Here is an 18,106-nt window from a genome sequence, read left to right as displayed (position 1 = left end):
TATGAGTAAAGTGTTAGAGCAACTTTTGGTGAAATACCCCGACTTGGCGCCTTGCCGCGCTTCGATCCAAGCAGCATTTGAAGCGATGGAGCTGTCGTTCGATAAGGGAGGCAAAATGCTGCTTGCCGGTAACGGAGGAAGTGCAGCAGATTGTGAGCACGTGGTGGGCGAATTAATGAAAGGTTTTATGTCGCCACGTAAACTCCCTAAGGAGCAAAGAGACAAGATGATGGTTCACGGTGAAGCAAAGGGGACCTATTTAGCGGATCATTTGCAGGGGGCGCTTCCAGCCATTTCACTTGTTAGCCATACGGCGTTTGCAACAGCTTTCAATAATGATGTCGCGGCAGATATGGTCTTTGCGCAACAAGTTTATGGGTATGGCAAACAAGAAGATACACTTGTTGTATTCAGTACATCCGGTAACTCGGCCAATATTGTGCATGCGGTGCAAGTAGCCAAATCCATGGGTGTAACGACGATTGGTCTGACGGGTGAAGGCGGGGGTCGCTTAAAAGACCTTTGCGATGTCATCATTCGTGTACCTTACAGCTCAACACCAGACATTCAGGAACGCCATCTTCCGATCTATCATGCGCTTTGTATGATGCTGGAGGAGGCATTCTTCGAATGAGTCTTCTGCTAGGTGGTATGGATATTGGAGGTACGAAATGCGCGGCTGTGCTTGGTGTTAGCAATTCAGATACGATTCACATTGTAGATAAAATAAGCTTTCCCACTCCTGCAACGCCTGAAGAAGCACTGACGCAGCTTGGAGATGCACTGGAACTATTGCTGCAGCGCAACAACGGAGGTACTTTGCAAGCCATCGGCATCAGTTGTGGAGGACCTTTGAGCAGTAAAGATGGTCTCGTACTTTCGCCGCCGAATCTGCCTGGCTGGGATCGTATTGATGTATTGACGCCTTTTCGAGATCGTTTCAGCGTTCCTGTTGGCTTGCAGAATGATGCTAACGCTTGTGCATTGGCCGAATGGAAATGGGGAGCTGGTCGCGGTTCGGACAATATGGTTTTCTTGACCTTTGGAACCGGCATGGGTGCCGGTCTTATCCTAAACGGTCGCATTTATGGGGGAGCCAATGATATGGCCGGTGAAGTTGGGCATATCCGCTTAGCGGAGGATGGACCATTAGGCTATGGGAAATATGGCTCGTTCGAAGGTTTTTGCAGCGGTGGCGGGATTGCCCGACTGGCTCAAAAGTTAGTCGAAGATGGTTTGCATGTGAAGAATTCGGTCCTTCTATTGGTAAATAAGGAGCTCCATGAGCTATCAGCGAAAGATGTGTTTGATGCTGCCCATGCAGGTGATGAACTAGCCCTAAGGGTCATTCGAACGGTTAGTCAGCAGCTAGGCCGCGGACTGGCAATCTTGGTCGATATCCTTAATCCGAATACCATTGTCATTGGGAGCATTTATGAACGTCAGGAATCGATGCTTGCCCCTCTGGTCATGGAGGAGCTGCAGCGTGAGGCTTTACCGATTTCACTCGGTGTTTGCCGAATTGTACCTTCTGGTTTAAAAGATCATGTCGGAGATGCAGCCAGCTTATCGGTTGCGCTTCATGCCTATGAACAACAGCGGAATTAAGGGAGGACCTTATGGTACTAGGAAATGAAATAAGATCAAATGGTTTGCAGTCAATTCTAAGTCGAATAAGCGTAACGGTGACACTTGACACCGGTTCGACAATACCGCTTCTATTTAGCGCTAGCGATGAAACACCAGGTATGGATGAACGTGGTACTTATACGGAAACGAATCAAACCTATGGCAATGAGGAAGATACAGCTGTTGTACATCTTCGTTTTCGTAGTTACGAAACCTATGTACTAACATCCGTTCAGGGTGAATTAATTAGTGCAAATGATTTTGGAAAACAACGCTGTTTTTCCGCACAAAATGGCATCATCCTCCATATCGAAGAGATGGGTCAAGTAGACGGTTTAATGGCCAACTACCAACATAAAGATTGGTGGACGAGACCTCATTTTAATCACGATTGGTCAACTTTACCCGAACGCACGCAATCGTTGCTGTGGAGCAAAGATGCTTCCTATTTTCATTTGCTCCCCGTCTGCGGTCCTGAGTTCCGTACCGATGTCTGCGGCTCCGCGACTGGTTTGCAAATCAGGGTCTCTTCACATCAAGGCGGAAGATCGAAATGTAAAACCTTATCTTTTGTCCTAGGCATAGGGACAGATCCCTATCAATTAGTAGAACAGCATGTTGACGCTGCACTGCATGCCCTTGATTACCCGACGCTGCCTCGTGCTCAGAAGCCATACCCTGAAATTCTGGATTCACTGGGCTGGTGCAGCTGGGATGCCTTTTACCATCAAGTCAATGAAGAAGGTTTGTTGATCAAAGCGGAAGAGCTTAAGGCGGCCGGACTACCTGTTCAATGGGTGATGATTGATGATGGTTGGTCACAAACGATCGATAAGAAGTTATCCGCCTTCCAAGCGGATCAAGAAAAGTTTCCTCAAGGGCTTGCCGAAACGGTACGCAGGCTTAAAGAGCAGCATGGTGTTCGTTGGGTAGGTGTTTGGCATACCATTGCAGGGTACTGGGGCGGCATTCATCCGGAATCTCCACTGGCGAAGCAATATAGCGACTATCTCTACAACAATGCTAGAGGGAGCTTAATTCCTTATCCGGATGCGGCGCGCGGCTTTGGTTTCTGGCATGCCTGGCATTCTTTCCTTGAGCGTCAGGGAATTGACTTTGTCAAAGTCGACAGCCAGAGCGCTGTCTTAAATTTCACGAAGCATGAGTGGTCGATCGGTGAGGCTGCGGCTGCTGCCCATCAAGCGCTGGAAGCATCGGCGTCGTTACATTTTAATAACACAATCATTAACTGCATGGGGATGGCGGCTGAAAATATGTGGCACCGTCCGAAATCTTCGGTTTCTCGCAACAGCGATGACTTCGTCCCGCAAGATGAATTTGGATTTGCTGAGCATGCGCTGCAAAATGCGTACAATTCGTACTATCACGGGGCGTTCTATTACGGCGACTGGGATATGTACTGGACCAAGAATCACGATGATATTCAAAATGCCGTGCTGCGATCGGTCAGCGGTGGGCCCGTTTATTTCAGCGATGCACCAGGCAACACCGATGCTTCTAAAATATGGCCGCTTATTTACCAAAATGGACGTATTATTCGCTGTGAACAAACGCCAAGCCCTACAGCAGACTGTCTATTCCTTGATCCTACGAAAGAAACAGTCCCATTGAAATTATGGAATATGGCTCAAGGATCAGGCGTTGTAGCTGCATTCCACATCGGTAAGTTTACAGATGAAGTGAAGGGCTCAGTTCGTCCTTCTGACGTTCCAGGATTAAAAGGCGAACAATTCGTGCTTTACGAACATTTCTCCGGCGAGATGAAGTTGATGCGTTTGAACGAACAGCATGATTTCGTACTTCAGCCAGCACAATGCGCGCTTTACTTATTTATTCCAATTGTAGGAGCTGCAACGCCAATTGGTCTAACTGATAAATACATCGCTACGGATGCAGTAAGCGAAGTGAAGTCGGAAGGTGCTACCGTATCTCTTTCATTAAAAGAAGGCGGTACGTTCCGATTCGTGTCAGCAGGCAAGGAAATAGCTGTACGGGTAAATGGCGAGTCACTTTCTGTTGTATCCGTAAGTGAACAATTGTATGAAGTAGACATTCCTAAGCTGGAAGGAAAGCTGACGGTCGTTCTTTCCGTTTCGGAATAACAATAGCTACGTACAAGTGAGGTGAGATGACATGGAAAAGAAGGCCCAATGGGAAGCGGACATACCTGAACTGGAAGGAAAAGACGTTGTCATCCTTGGCGGGTCTTTCGCCGGTATCGCCTGTGCGGTGGAATTGGCTAAAGCCGGACAACAAGTCATGATCATCGAGCCACGAACGTATTTGGGGCGGGAACTAACCGCCCCTCTTCGTCCGTGGCTTGATCTTTCTTCGAGTGATATCCCGCATTGCCCTGAGCTTATTCAATTTGCCATAGAGCAATCTTGGGAAGAATCGTTTGTGAAAAGCAGGACACACTTGCCGCTCCATCCGGACCGCCTGAAGCGGGCACTTGAAGATATACTGATAGCCAACGGCGTTGCGCTCCTTTATGCTTCACTCCCAGTTGCTATTGTTACAAAGGAAACAGGAAAGCAATCGGAAGGCATTGTGATTGCGAATAAAACAGGCAGCCAATTTATCCGCTGCAATCGAATCATTGATATGACGGAAACAAGTGTCGTCTCCCAGCTTAGCGGTGAGTCCGTTGATTTATTTGCTTCTGGGAAAACGGCAGCGTTTGCAAGAACGTTAGAGTTTACCGGCGTGGCGTGGGCGGAAGAAGCTGAGGGAGAGCTAGAAGTCAGGGTTCCCCAAAGTTTGTGCTTGCTTGGAGACAAAATACGGCTGATTCAAGGATATCGAGACAAGCAACATTACTACGTGGAATATTGGATGGAACTTCGGAGTGCGAATCAGCGTGAAGCAGCTGGGGAACGGGAACTGGAAGCTCGTCGTCGAGGCATGGGGTTGACAGCATTTCTAATTCAGTCTGTTGAGGCATTCCGAAAGGCTACGCTTTGTGGGTCGTCTTTCGAGCTTTACGGTCCAGTAGCATTCGATGAGGGTGGAGTAAAAGTCAATCCAGAGTCGCTTGAGAATTTAGATCCGATTCAAGCGACAAAGGCGGGTATGCAGCTGGCTGCTTATTTACTTCAAACAACTTACGAACAACAGACTGATCTAGCTTACTCGCGGATTAGGTTGAAAACGGAAGTACCCACGATGAAAAATGTCGATGTTCTCGTTATCGGTGGAGGTTCAAGCGGTGCCTGTGCATCCATCACGGCAGGAGGCGAAGGCGTTCGCACGATGCTCGTCGATATGAATCCAGGGCTGGGTGGAACAGGAACGTTTGGTGGCGTCGACAGCTATTGGTTCGGCAGAAGGGAAGGCTTCGCAGCTCGTATTCATGATGCTGTTCTGAAGGTGCAGCAGTCCATCGAGTACAAGGGCCATAAATGGAACATCGAAGCCAAAATGTTCGCTCTTCAGCAGGAAGCAGAGCGCAATCACGTTGATCTGCTGATGAATGCTTTTACGTATGCAGCGGTGATGAAAGAGAAGCGAATATGCGGCGTGCTGGTTGCTACCCGTTGGGGACCTGCTGCGATCTACGCCGATGTTGTGATCGACGCGACAGGGGATGGCGATGTGGCTGCTTTTGCAGGAGCGGAATTCGTGTACGGATCTGCGAAAGACCACACGGTGATGTGGTACTCGCTTGCGCAATACAGCAAACCGGACAAGATACAGAACAATTTTACAAGTATGGTGGATGTATCGGATATTTTGGACTATACACGCGCTATCATGGCTGGACGCAGAAGGGGCGATCCCCAATTGCATGATCATGGCATTTATGTGGCAACGCGGGAAAGCCGACACATTGTCGGGGACACTGTTATGCAGCTATCTGATCAGCTTCTACAACGCAGTTGGCCCGATGTGATTAATATTCATTTTAGCAACCATGATGTCAAAGGGGTCAGCGGAGCAGATTGGATTAACATTGGACTCATACCTCCTAATTTAGAAATTGAAATTCCTTATCGCTTGCTGCTGCCGAAAGGGATTGAAGGCTTGTTAGTTGCAGGGAAAGCTATTTCTGCTACGCATGATGCGCTACCTGCTATACGGATGCAGTCTGATTTGGAGAATTTAGGCGGCGTTGCTGCGCTTGCGGCGGCATTAGCTGTTCGATCCGGAGTCATCCCAAGGAATATTGGGATTGAGGAGCTGCAAGATCGCTTAATCCGAGAAGGGATTTTGCCTGAAACCGTTAAGACGAGACATCTTGCACCAATGAAGTATACAAACGCAGAACTCAGACTTTTGGTTGATAAAATAGAATCGGATCAACCGCTTTATGAATACGCGAACATGCGAATGAATGAAGTTTATCGGGAGACGCTTCCCTTTGTGGAAATATGCTCCCTTGGACAGATCATCGTTCCGTACCTAATTGAGGCGATGGAGCACGCAACGGGGATGCGGGAGATCCGATTGGCGCAAGCATTAGCTATGCTAGGAAGCAAAGCGGCTGTTCCAGTATTGATCTCTAGGATTATGGCTGAACTAGAAGGGAGCGAACTTCCGCGGCGAACTGCGGATATGATGTATGTCCAGCTGCCGCCTGATCATGGTGCGATGCCTGATGTCGTTTACTTGTTATATTCCCTCGCACAAACGAAGGATTCACGCGCAATTGCCGTATGGGAACGGATCGTCGAGCTTATGAAGCCAAGTGAAGAAGACTTTAGAGATACATGGTTAGGCCTCTTCTACTATATAGATGCGGTTAGTCAAGGCGCAGAGCGTTTAGGAGATAGGAATGCCATTCCTGTATTGGAACACTTGCACCGGATTCCTTATTTACAGGGTCAGGTGAGCACGAGTATTCCGCAAGCAGACTACTTTTTGGAACGGAGAGCCATGCTGGAGCTGGTTATTGGCAGGGCGCTGGCTCGTTGTGGAAGCAGGCTTGGCTATGAAGTGTTGATTCAATACGTAAGTGATGGCCGATCGCTCTTAGCGAAGCAGGCATTCCAGCATCTACGAGCGCTTGGTGGGCAAGCGCTGGATAATGACCCCGAGAGCTTACATCGTTGGCTGGATACCGTTCAGCCCTATCAGCATACGTATCCGCTTCAGACACAGTTGGATATCGAAACGAACAGTGAGTCTATTTTACGGACATATAAGGGATCTTTCTCAGGATGAGGTGGCTGCTTTGTTTTTAGCGCTGGATATCGGAACAACCAATATAAAAGCTGGGGTAGTAGATGAGCAAGGCAGGCTTCTCGCTACAGCAATTCGCGCCAATCTGAAGAATCAGCATTCGCAGGGATATGTTTATTATGACCCGCACGAATTGTGGAGTACCATCAGTTCTCTTATCAGAGAAGTCATTACTGCGGTGGAGGGCATCTCCTCGATTCGTTCAGTGGGTATAACGAGTATGGCGGAAAGCGGGCTTTTAGTGGACCGTCAAACTGGCGCTGTCAGAACGATGATCATTCCGTGGTTTGAATCGTGTTCCCTCCCGCATGAGGGGCGGATTAAACAGGAGATTGATGCTTATGAACAGTTTTGCCAAAGCGGACTTCACCCGTCATTTAAGCAAGGACTGTCGAAGCTGCTTTGGATTCAAGATACGCAGCCCGAGGCACTGAATGGAAGCGTCTGGCTGTCTGTTTCCTCTTATGTGGCCTTTTTACTTACTGGGAAGTTCGCGGAAGAAGAAACACTTGCTGCACGAACATTCGTATACCGAATGGATCAGAGGGAATGGAATTTGCCATTGATTCGACATTTCGGATTGTCAGAAAGCCATTTCCCCACGGTGGTTGCAACGGGTACTAGCGTGGGGGAAGTTCTTCCGAATGTTAGCCTCGGGCTTGGACTAGGGACTGGCGTTGCGGTTTGTCTCGCAGGACATGATCATGTGTGTGCATCGCTTACCATTGGTCAACCAGAACGTGGCATTGTCTATAATTCGATGGGCACAGCTGAAACGTTAGTTGGGAACTTTGGTGCTAGGATGCTTGATGAGGACGATTATCAGTCGGGACTCGCTTTTGGACGGCATCCTCTGGCCAATCAAATGTTTTGGATGGGGGGACACTCGGCTTCTGGCGGTTCGGTCGAATGGCTAAGAGGCCTCTTGGATACAGGAGATTTGTCATACTCTGATATATTGAGCATGCTTGATCAGGTTGCACCTGGACCGACTGGTATTTTGTACTACCCCTATTTGTCCGGTTGCGGTGCACCTTCTGCGAATGCAATGGCTAAGGCGGCTTGGATTGGTCTGACTTCGCGTCATCATCGCGGTGACATGTTCAAGGCTGTCCTGGAAGGAAATGCGTATCAGATGGAATGGCTGCGATTGGAAGCTGAGAAAATTGGCAAAGAATCCATCAACAAATTGGTTGTTGTAGGTGGCGGAGCCAAAAATAAACACTGGCTGCAAATTAAAGCAGATATGTCCGGCATCGATCTGCATCATCCTGATTTGCCAGAGGCGACGTTACTCGGCGCAGCGTTGACGGCTGGGGTCGGTTCGGGTGTGTATCGTTCTTTTGAAGAGGCGATGCGTGCTGTTCCAGCAGGCAGTTTGCAAATCTATAGGCCAGATCTCGCTAAACATGATCAGTACCGGTCAATCTTCGAGAATGGCTTTGCTCACCTTCGTCCGATGCTTCTAGCTTACGATTTATGGTATATGCAACAGTTTACAAAAGAACGCTAAACTTAGGAGGACTACGATGCCGCAGAAGAATCAAGTTCAGCTCATTACGTACCCAGACTCACTTGGTGGCGATTTAAAGTCACTTAATCAGGTGCTGTTAACGTATTTCTCAGATATTTTCAAAGGTGGCATTCATATATTGCCTCCATTTCCTTCGTCGGGGGATAGGGGATTTGCGCCACTCACTTATTTGGAAATTGAGCCGACGTTTGGTACTTGGGAGGATATAAAGGCGATAGGTCAACATTATGACGTGCTTGTGGATTTAATGGTTAACCATATTTCCAGAAAATCAACGTATTTTCAGGACTTCTTGAAGCATGGACGCAAGTCCGAATATGCGGATCTGTTTATTACGTTGGACAAGATCTGGGATGACGGGAAGCCTGTTCAGGAAGATGTCGATAAGATTTTCTTACGAAGACCGAGACCGTATTCTACTTTTCACATTGAAGAAACGGGTGCCGAGGAAACGGTATGGACAACATTCGGCAAGGAAGATCCTTCCGAGCAGATTGACCTGGATATCAAGTCAGAGAAGGTTAAACAGCTTTTAACGGAATTCTTTGCGAATTTCTCCAGAAATAATGTGAAGACGGTGAGACTGGATGCAGTCGGTTTTGTTATCAAGAAGTTGGGAACAAGCTGTTTCTTCGTAGAGCCGGACATCTACAAATTTCTTGATTGGATGAAGGAAATGGCGGATTCCCAAGGAATTCAGCTGCTGCCTGAAGTGCATGCGCATTTCCAAATCCAAAATAAGCTAGCTGAGCGCGGTTACTGGATTTATGATTTTATTTTGCCATATACGATTCTCGAGACGATGTTGAACAACTCTAGCGAGAAGCTTTGTGACTATTTGAAAGTACGTCCGAGCAAGCAATTTACCATGTTGGATTGCCATGATGGTATTCCTGTATTGCCTGATTTGGCGGATGTCGTCGATACGAAGGCTGCAAGAAAAGTAGTCGATCTATGTGTAGAAAGAGGTTCAACGCTTAGTCTGATCGTATCCGATGAGCACAAAGGCGATGGCGGCTTTGATGTTCACCAAATAGGCGGCACCTATTATTCGGTATTGGGTCATGATGATGACGCCTATATTGCTTCCAGGGCGATTCAATTCTTTGCTCCAGGTATCCCACAGGTTTATTATGTTGGATTATTGGCAGGAGAAAATGATGATGAAGCTGTCAAAGTGACGGGGGAAAATCGTGCCATGAACCGTCACAACTACACGATGCATGAAATTGAAGCTTCTTTGCAAAAGAACGTTGTCCAACGATTGTTAAAGCTTATCCGATTCAGAAATGAGTATCCCGCCTTTAATGGGGATTTCAATGTGCTGGAATCGGCTACGGATGAAGTAAGACTTACCTGGCATAAGGATAGCTACTCCTGTACGTTGTTTATTGATTTGAAAACGAAGCGAACAGTCATCGATTATTTAGGAAATAACGGTGAAATGAATCAATATTTCGTATAAATAACGTCATCAGTATGGAGGGATCAGACATGAGCAGCAAACTATGTTTAAATGGTGATAATTGGAAGGTGTTGGATTTCATTGACGAAGCATGGCGGACAAAACAGGTCGAAAGCGACAAGCCATCGGATCCGCGACCATGGATTACGGCAACGGTTCCAGGCAGCATTCACCAGGACCTTTGGGACAATGGGACAGTGCCTGATCCTTATTTTGAACAAAACAGCCTGATGCTGGAGTGGATTCCGCAGCGCTCTTGGGTATACCGCAAGACATTTCATGTTGATGCAGAGGACGAGGGAAGATGCGCAAGACTTCACCTCCGAGGCATCGATTACAGTGCGCATATTTATCTGAACGGCACTTTGCTCGGCACTCATGAAGCGATGTTTACACCTGCCGAGTATGATGTCGCTTCTCATCTCCGATACGGGGCGGATAACTGGTTGACCGTGGTCCTTGACCCAGCTCCTCCTTCCGAGTCCCAGATGGGGCGAACGTCCAAAGTCGGGCATACGAAAACGAGAATGAATTATTGGTGGGATTTTACACCTCGTATGGTTCATTTAGGTATTTGGCAGGAGGTATACATAGCGTTTTCCGGGCCAGTAACGGTTGAGGATGTTTACGTCCGGCCGCAACTGAACGCGGATTATTCCCGTGCGGAGGTTTCTGTAAGCATCGAGGTATCCTCCAGACAAGAGATCTCGGCAGATATCGATCTGACGATTGATCATAACGGGAGCGAAGTCGCCAGCAAAATCTACTCCACACAGACGTTGACAAAGGGACTAACTAAGCTTGAGGTCATGCTGCCTATTGAAAAACCTGAGCTTTGGTGGCCGAATGGGGAAGGTGCGCAGCCTCTCTATGAGCTGACCGTTACCGTAAAGGAGACAGGCTCAGAAGAAATATCCTCTCACAGAGTGACTAAATTCGGCATAAGACAATTGGAGTTTTCGCCAAACGAAACATCTCATCCGAGCGCACTGTCGTACACGCTCACCTTGAATGGCCGCAAAGTATATGTCAAAGGATATAATTGGGTGCCGATCGATGTCCTTTACGGTGTAGAGCGCCAAGAAAAGCTCGAACATCTTCTCACCCTCGCGAAGGAAGCCAATGTGAATCTAATTCGGGTCAATGGTGTGGGTTTAATTGAAACGGATGCATTCTACGACCTTTGCAACCGGTTGGGTATTATGGTCTGGCAAGAGTTCAACCTGACAAGCTCCGCCTTTAACAGTAAGCCGAAAGAGGAGGAGTCGTTCATCAGCCGAGTTGTAAAGGAAGCGGAGAGCTTTATACCCCTAAAACGAAATCATCCGTCACTCGTGCTGTGGTGTGGGGGAAATGAACTGGAGTCGTTGGACAAGCTTCCATTAAACGGTGAAGAACCCGTACTTGCAGCGCTCCAAGCGACAGTCAAGCGACTCGATCCTGACCGCTTATGGCTGCCGTGCTCACCTTCCGGTCCACTGCCGTTTAACGGTATTAATATGAGTCGGAACCGACCTGACGACCTGCACGATGTACATGGTCCTTGGCATCATGAGGGCTTGACGGCACAATATACGCTTTTCAATGCTGGAGCTAATTTATTACACAGCGAATTCGGCGCGGACGGCCTCACAAACCTGAAAGCGCTGGAGGCGACGCTGAAGCCGGAAAATCGCTGGCCGGTTACACTGCAAAATCCAGTGTGGTATCACTTGGGTTCCTGGTGGGTGCAGGAAAAGCAATGGCAAGGCATTTTCGGTGAGCTGCCCAATCTTGAAACGGCCATTGAGGCGACCCAGTTCTTACAGGCAGAGGGTGTGCGATACGCTATCGAACGGAATCGTGCTCGGAAATTCCGCAACAGCGGCGCCCTGCCATGGATGTTCAACGAACCTTATCCTATGGCTGCGTGCACATCGGCCGTTGATTACTTCGGTCGCCCGAAGCATCTGTATTATGCCTCAGCACAAGCGTACAGCACAGTTTCTGTAACGGCAAAATTCGCAAAACAGGTGTGGGCGGACGAACTGGATTTTGAAGCGGAACTATGGGTAACAAACGGCGATACCCAGGATTACACGGAGGTGGACCTTCACTGGTCGATGGCGGGAGCTTCCGGCCATACCTTTGCAAGCGGGCAACGTACGATAAACGTGGGCGCTAATAAAGCGGAAAATTTCGGAGATATCGGCTCTCAATTACCTGAGATCACTGGAAAGCTATTTTTTCTTACACTTCAGCTCAAGATGACGTCGGGTGTCATAATTGCCTCCAATCGTTATCTGTTCTCCACGGCGGAAAATCTTCAACCTATGCTGGAACTTCCTCGCACAACACTGGAAATCCATTCGGAGTGCAATGGACAGAACTGGAGCGTCAGCGTTACAAACAGTGGGGAGTATGCCGCCCTGCTTGTACGAATCGATGATGAAAGATCCTTGGATGCCGAAGGATCGGTCTATATCAGCCACAGCGGGTTCCATCTGCTGCCGGGGGAAAGTCGCACGGTTACAGCTGTCTGGAAAGATGCGGGGAATGACAGCATGCTGTCCGTCCAGGCCCTCAATGCGGATAAGCGGACAGTGGGATAGCAATGGCATATACACAAAACCGGACTGGGATATTACCAGTACCGGTTTTATTATTTTATGTCAATTTTGTTGCTGTTTTGTTCTATATTTCATCGGCGTTGTACCCACAAGTTTTTTGAAAGCTTGACAAAAGTAAGGAAAATTATTCATGCCCACTTCAATACTGATCTGTTCTACCCCTTTGTTGGTAATATGTAAGAGTAGACAAGCTTGCCGTATTCGCCTTGCAAGGATATAGGCCATTAGACTTGAGCCGGTTTCTTGTTTGAAAATGCGGGACACATAATACTTGGATATATGCAAATGCTCTGCTAAGGTATCAAGGGATAGTTCATCGGAATAATGTCCTTCCAACCAATTCATTACTTTTTCTGAATAGCGAAGCTGCCTTTGCGGATGTAAGCTATTTTCAACGGGATTACCAAAACCTCTAGTATAGAGAAATTGAAATATTTGCAGAAGCATTAAAGCGAAGTTATGTTGTTTTTCATGATCCTGATAATAGGCGAAATTAGCATTGTAATGTAGGAATAACTCGCAGATAAACCGCGTTTGGTCAACGTTTTGGAGAACCTGTTCTTGGACTTCATGTTTCCACAGATGCTGAAAATAACGCTCTAAGTGGGGGAATGAAGAGAAATAGTGTTCAAATATCGAGGGCTCTAATGTGACAATCGTGCGCTCAAATGGTGAGTCTGGTTGTACATGAACCTGTATGTTATGCAGTTGATAGGGTTGCAGGTAGAGGAGCGTACCCGATTTAATCGGATATACTTGGCGATTCACTACGATTTGACCGGTGCCTTGATGAACGAATAATAGCTCCATTCCTTGATGACAATGGTGGAATCCTTTATATAAATCAGTTGTAAATTTACGATAACTAAAGCGAAAGGGAATATCATGTAATTCAATATCTTCCAATAATTTCATTCTATGTTTCCCCCCATCATTGCATAGAATTGTCCAGCGAGCTTAGTGTAACATGATCTATGAAAACATGACAAGAAAACAACAATTTTATGCGAATGAGAATAACTTTAATACGGACGGATTTCATATAATGGAGACATTGTAAGTTCGAACAATCATGAAAAAAGGATGCGATAATTTTGGAATACACGTCATTTGGCAGAACAGGAATGCGAGTTTCAAAGCTTGGACTTGGAGGTGCTCCGCTTGGTGGGGATTTCGGTCCGGTTACGGATGAACAAGTCATTGAAGTGATTGATCGGGCTTTGGAATTAGGAATCAATTTCATCGATACAGCGCCTTTATATGGTGCAGGTGAAAGTGAAAGACGAATTGGGAAGGCGATTCAGAGCAAGAGAGAACAAATTTTTCTTGCTACGAAGGCGGTTATGCGAGGTACTCCTTATACATACGAGAATACGATTCAGTCAGTGGAAGATAGTCTGAAACGATTAGGGACGGATTATGTCGATCTTATTCAGATGCACGAGCTTTCAGAGTTGAATGCAGAAATGGGGATGAACGAAACGATCCCGGCTTTTCTGAAGTTGAAGGAGCAGGGCAAAGTGCGGGCTATCGGAGTTAACGCTTTCAATCCGTCGCTGTTGCTGCCATTCATTCGATCTGGCCACATCGATTCCGTGCAAACCTTCTGCCGTTATATGTTGATTGACTATACGGCTATGGATGAGCTTCTACCGACGGCGAAACAGCATAATGTCGCCGTTATTAACGGCAGCGTGCTCGGCATGGGTCTTTTGGCAGAAGCGCCAGCGCCATTCATCAAGACAGATTCGCCTTTATATAACGAAGCACAGCAACGAATCGATCAGTTAGCTTTCCTTCGTAAGTCAGAGCCCAAAGGATTAATTGAGCCTGCGATGCGTTTCAGCCTTGCTAGCCCTGACATTACGGTAACGTTAACTGGAACTACGTCCTTACGATCGCTAGGACTAAATGCCAGTTTTTGCGATGGCGTAGGTATCCCGCAACATGAATTAGATCGCTTGCTGTCTTTATTCCCAGGTCAGCCACTACAGTGGTAAAAGGAGAATGAAAAGCCCATGTCTAAGTTAGAAGCAAATATGAAAGCGGATACCGTGCATGTACGATGGTTGGATAGGGTTTGGAATCAAATTGTAAACAAAGTTGAGCACATGAATGCGTCTATTGGCGCTGAATTTCCCTACATTTCGGAGAATGGCAAGTACAACAGAGAAGCGGCTGATTGGTGGACGAATGGCTTCTGGCCAGGTCTTCTGTGGATGGTATATCGTGAAACCAAGAATGAAAGCCTCAAAGAAACAGCTGCTCAGATTGAAGGTAAAATGGACACGGTGATCACCGACTTTTATCCACTGCACCATGATGTTGGCTTTATGTGGAGCCCCTCTTCCGTGGCCCAATACAAGCTGATCGGCAATGAAGATTCGAAACGGAGGGCATTGACGGTAGCTAGTCATCTCGTTGGTCGTTTGAATGTGAAAGGCGGTTTCATTCGTGCTTGGAACCAGCCTGAGCGAGTTGGTTGGGCGATTATAGACTGCATGATGAATTTACCGCTGCTTTATTGGGCTAGCCAAGAAACAGGAGATCCTCGTTTCAAGCATGTGGCCGTTTTACATGCGGATACAACGTTGCGTGAGTTTCTTCGCCCAGATGGATCGACTTACCATATCGTGTGTTTCGACCCCGAAACGGGAGAGAGAATAGAGGCCCTTGGCGGGCAAGGGTATGCGCCTGATTCTGCTTGGGCGCGAGGCACGGCATGGTCTTTATATGGCATGGCCCTAAGCGCACGCTATACAGGAGATCAACGCTATATCGATGCAGCTAAACGTGCAGCACATTTCTTCCTAGCGAATGTACCTGAAGATGGGTTACCTCCCTTTGACTTTCGAGCACCATGGGAAGAAGGAATGGCAATGGACTCGAGCTCAGCAGCTTGCGCAGCTACGGGCATGTTGGAATTGAGTTTGCTGGTACCTGAGCGGGAAGCTGAGTTCTATCGCCGTGCGGCTGAGCAATTAATTTTTAAATTGAACGAAAAATATACGACATGGGATGATCCAAACGAAGAAGCCATTCTAAGATTGGGAACCGCTAATCGACCTCGGAATACCCATGTGAATGTACCGATGATCTATGGTGACTTCTTCTTCGCAGAGGCAGTTTGCAAACTGCGCGGCATGCACGACACCTTCTGGTAGGAGGAATTTAAATAAAAGCGGCCATTCTCCAAGTTGAGAATGGCCGCTTTTATTTACGGTGAGATCTCCTGAATATCACTCACTCTGGATTTAAGCCGATATTCGGTGGGGGTAGTGCCAAACCGCTTTTTAAATAAGGTGAAGAAATGCTTTTTATTTTCCCAACCGATTTTTTCTATAATTTCATCTACGTTAAATGGCGAGTCCTTAAGCAATTCAGATGCTTTCACTAGTCGAGTTTCAGATATGTAGTCAGCGATCGATCGTGAAGAATGTTCACGGAAGAGCTTGCCTAAATAAGCCGGCGTTAATTTAAACTGATCTGCTACTCGATTGGAAGTTAGGGTTGTGTCCATATAATGGGAGTCGATGAAGCGGATTGCGTTGGAAACCACGATATCTGATTTCTCGCTTCGGTTTTGTTCGATTTTCCCAACAATCGCGGATATAAGGGTAATGAACTCGTAATTGATCTCGTCGAATACTTCCATTGATTTCATTGTATTGTCAAAAGAAACGAAGTCTAGACCAAAGGAGATCGTCCCATTTCGCTCCATGAGATTAACCAGATTGAAGATGCTGGAGGACAAATACGATAAGGTAAACATGATGATATTGAAGCTGCAATCTGTTAATTCTTGTATCAAATTCCAGTAGGCTGTTTTGGCTTCTTCTAATTTGGCTTTCTGAATACAGTCAAGGAATTGCTGCACAGAAGCCGTATTGATATTGAAATCGGACCAATTGACCTTATTTATCGTTTGTTGGGTGAGCAGGCAACCATGGCCATATTTAATCCGATAATGGGAAAGCTCTAATGTTCTCTCATACAGGGCCCGGACATCCTTAATGGAAGTTACAGGTTCGCTAATAAAGGCTGAAACGCTAATCGAACAGTACTTGGCGTACACTTGCTGAATCTCTTGTGCCAAGCTCTTCAAACGCTCGATGTGATCTGTGGAGCCAGGTTCATGATCACTGAATACTTCCATATTTAATAAGGTAACTACATGATCCCTACCCGCATCGATGGACTCGCATGGATAGGAAGGATGCACGATTTCATTTGCTATATTAAGAAGCGAGTATCGTAATAAGGATTGATCCCTCGAGCTATAGTTCGCATGAAAAGCCGCATAATGATCTGTTTTAAAGAGAATAAGGGCAATGGAGCTTCTTGGATCAAAATGAACATTATGCTGCTTAAAAAACGCTTCGTAATCGACCTCTTTTACATGTTTACTCAAGAGAAGATCCTTCAAATACGTCTGTTTCAACGTGAACAGATTGGTCTTACGGAAATCTTCAAGGGAGTTAAGTTGATAGTGAGTGGACTCAATGGAATCAGTGATGTACTGAAATTCATTGTGATGGTCCTCTTTTGGCTCCTGTGCTTGGTTCAGACGTCCAATTGTTTTTCTTAAATTTCGCACAGGATCATATAAATTCTTGGAGAGTAAAAATCCTGTAATGAGACAGATGATGAGCATCACAAGTCCTATCGTCACTGTAATCGCTTTCACCTTACTCACGGTTCCAGCAATATATTTGTAAGGCGTGATGTTGACCAAGATCCATGGCGATGTCTCATATGACGTATAAGTAATGATCGAGGAGGTCCCTCTGAAGTCAGCTGTAAAAACACCAGATTGGTTTGTGGATTTTAATACGTGAGCAACGAAAGGCTCGTTGGACAAACTGCTTAGAAATAAGTCTTTTTCTTGATCCGAATTGGCTATGACGTTCCCGTTGTGATCCATAATCAAGATATTATTACCTGTTAATGAATCAGATTCCTGATAGGACGCAAGAGAATTGAAAATCCAATTCATTCGGACATTGATAACGAGTGCATTTTTCAACCGTTTATCAGGAAAATACTCAGGCAGGATGTAGGAAAATACATTCTCGAATTTCGTAGGATCTAATTCTGATACTGGAATTTTTCTTGGAATAGGTGTATGCGACAGTAATAGCTTGGGATCTTTAAACATTTGAACCAATTCCGTGTCATAAAACTGATCTTTCCGAGTGACTGTATTCGCTCCAATGGCATAATAAGTGTTCGTCTTCCCGTTATACACATAAGCGGAATAGATGAATGGCGCACTTCCTAACGAGGTTTCAATCGTATTAATGCTGTTAAGCTGATCCAAAACCGATATGTCATCGCTATACATTAATTTTGTTGTATTGGGGTTATTAAAAATCGCACTAGAGTAGGTGCGCACCGAGTTGTTTATTTGCAGTGCATTCTGATAGATCTGGTTCATTAATTTCTGATTAGATGAATTGAGCAGCCCAATGCTGTAGTTTGTAAAGTTGAAATGTAGAAACAACAAAAGCGCAAGCATGATTAAGGTAAGTAAGAATGTGATTTTGGTAAACATGCTATAAAAATAGATCTGACCCGTACGAAAAAATTTCACCCTCATACGACTCCCCCTTTACGTTAGAATCATGTGTTGTCTCCATTTATTATAGTTGAAAGGGCGAGATTATG

General features: G+C 46.3%; 11 protein-coding genes. 9 read left to right on the top strand and 2 right to left on the bottom strand.

The features are described 5' to 3' along the window. The first annotated feature begins 1 nt into the window (after nt 1). Genes L6I86_RS01620 through L6I86_RS01590 form a run of 7 tightly spaced genes read left to right on the top strand, consistent with a single transcriptional unit; the run spans nt 2 to nt 12,421 of the window. Complete coding sequence (locus L6I86_RS01620) at nt 2-634, top strand: D-sedoheptulose-7-phosphate isomerase (protein ID WP_236284166.1); 633 nt, start codon at nt 2-4, stop codon at nt 632-634. After that, nucleotides 631-1,608, top strand: a complete 978-nt coding sequence (locus L6I86_RS01615) for an ROK family protein (RefSeq protein ID WP_236284165.1) — start codon at nt 631-633, stop codon at nt 1,606-1,608. The genes L6I86_RS01620 and L6I86_RS01615 overlap by 4 nt, the downstream gene beginning before the upstream one ends. 11 nt (nt 1,609-1,619) lie before the next feature. After that, nucleotides 1,620-3,752 (top strand): Sip1-related alpha-galactosidase, encoded by a 2,133-nt coding sequence (locus tag L6I86_RS01610; RefSeq protein WP_236284164.1) that lies wholly within the window; start codon nt 1,620-1,622, stop codon nt 3,750-3,752. Nucleotides 3,753-3,783: 31 nt separating this feature from the next. Continuing rightward, entirely contained in the window at nt 3,784-6,813 is a 3,030-nt protein-coding gene (locus tag L6I86_RS01605; RefSeq protein ID WP_236284163.1) for an FAD-dependent oxidoreductase, read from the top strand. 10 nt (nt 6,814-6,823) lie between these two features. Next, entirely contained in the window at nt 6,824-8,344 is a 1,521-nt protein-coding gene (locus tag L6I86_RS01600; RefSeq protein WP_236284162.1) for an FGGY-family carbohydrate kinase, read from the top strand. A gap of 16 nt (nt 8,345-8,360) precedes the next feature. Next, nucleotides 8,361-9,830 carry a sucrose phosphorylase gene (gene gtfA / locus L6I86_RS01595; RefSeq protein ID WP_236284161.1) on the top strand — a complete coding sequence of 490 codons (1,470 nt, stop codon included), beginning with the start codon at nt 8,361-8,363 and terminating at the stop codon, nt 9,828-9,830. A gap of 29 nt (nt 9,831-9,859) precedes the next feature. After that, complete coding sequence (locus tag L6I86_RS01590) at nt 9,860-12,421, top strand: glycoside hydrolase family 2 protein (RefSeq protein WP_236284160.1); 2,562 nt, start codon at nt 9,860-9,862, stop codon at nt 12,419-12,421. A 60-nt stretch (nt 12,422-12,481) separates the two neighbouring features. On the opposite strand, the gene L6I86_RS01585 is transcribed toward L6I86_RS01590, so the two are convergent. Beyond that, nucleotides 12,482-13,354 carry a helix-turn-helix transcriptional regulator gene (locus tag L6I86_RS01585; RefSeq protein WP_236284159.1) on the bottom strand — a complete coding sequence of 291 codons (873 nt, stop codon included), beginning with the start codon at nt 13,352-13,354 and terminating at the stop codon, nt 12,482-12,484. A 179-nt stretch (nt 13,355-13,533) separates the two neighbouring features. Between L6I86_RS01585 and L6I86_RS01580 the strand changes: the two genes are divergently transcribed. Both L6I86_RS01580 and L6I86_RS01575 read left to right on the top strand, forming a co-directional pair. Beyond that, nucleotides 13,534-14,439, top strand: a complete 906-nt coding sequence (locus tag L6I86_RS01580; protein WP_236284158.1) for an aldo/keto reductase — start codon at nt 13,534-13,536, stop codon at nt 14,437-14,439. Nucleotides 14,440-14,457: 18 nt separating this feature from the next. Further along, nucleotides 14,458-15,603 carry a glycoside hydrolase family 88 protein gene (locus L6I86_RS01575; RefSeq protein ID WP_236284157.1) on the top strand — a complete coding sequence of 382 codons (1,146 nt, stop codon included), beginning with the start codon at nt 14,458-14,460 and terminating at the stop codon, nt 15,601-15,603. A 53-nt stretch (nt 15,604-15,656) separates the two neighbouring features. On the opposite strand, the gene L6I86_RS01570 is transcribed toward L6I86_RS01575, so the two are convergent. Continuing rightward, on the bottom strand, nt 15,657-18,038 hold the full coding sequence (locus L6I86_RS01570) for an AraC family transcriptional regulator (protein ID WP_236284156.1): 2,382 nt from the start codon (nt 18,036-18,038) through the stop codon (nt 15,657-15,659). Nucleotides 18,039-18,106: the final 68 nt, after the last annotated feature.

It is taken from the genome of Paenibacillus allorhizoplanae (assembly GCF_927798215.1).
GTDB lineage: Bacteria > Bacillota > Bacilli > Paenibacillales > NBRC-103111 > Paenibacillus_E > Paenibacillus_E allorhizoplanae.
The sequence above is the reverse complement of the archived record's forward strand: the minus strand, read 5'-3'. Positions and strand labels throughout refer to the sequence as shown.

Excerpts from the sequence above, each read along its gene's own strand:
- L6I86_RS01620 (WP_236284166.1), top strand. The coding sequence starts at position 2 with ATGAGTAAAGTGTTAGAGCAACTTTTGGTGAAATACCCCGACTTGGCG.
- L6I86_RS01615 (WP_236284165.1), top strand. The coding sequence starts at position 631 with ATGAGTCTTCTGCTAGGTGGTATGGATATTGGAGGTACGAAATGCGCG.
- L6I86_RS01610 (WP_236284164.1), top strand. The coding sequence starts at position 1,620 with ATGGTACTAGGAAATGAAATAAGATCAAATGGTTTGCAGTCAATTCTA.
- L6I86_RS01605 (WP_236284163.1), top strand. The coding sequence starts at position 3,784 with ATGGAAAAGAAGGCCCAATGGGAAGCGGACATACCTGAACTGGAAGGA.
- gtfA (WP_236284161.1), top strand. The coding sequence starts at position 8,361 with ATGCCGCAGAAGAATCAAGTTCAGCTCATTACGTACCCAGACTCACTT.
- L6I86_RS01590 (WP_236284160.1), top strand. The coding sequence starts at position 9,860 with ATGAGCAGCAAACTATGTTTAAATGGTGATAATTGGAAGGTGTTGGAT.
- L6I86_RS01585 (WP_236284159.1), bottom strand. The coding sequence starts at position 13,354 with ATGAAATTATTGGAAGATATTGAATTACATGATATTCCCTTTCGCTTT.
- L6I86_RS01575 (WP_236284157.1), top strand. The coding sequence starts at position 14,458 with ATGTCTAAGTTAGAAGCAAATATGAAAGCGGATACCGTGCATGTACGA.
- L6I86_RS01570 (WP_236284156.1), bottom strand. The coding sequence starts at position 18,038 with ATGAGGGTGAAATTTTTTCGTACGGGTCAGATCTATTTTTATAGCATG.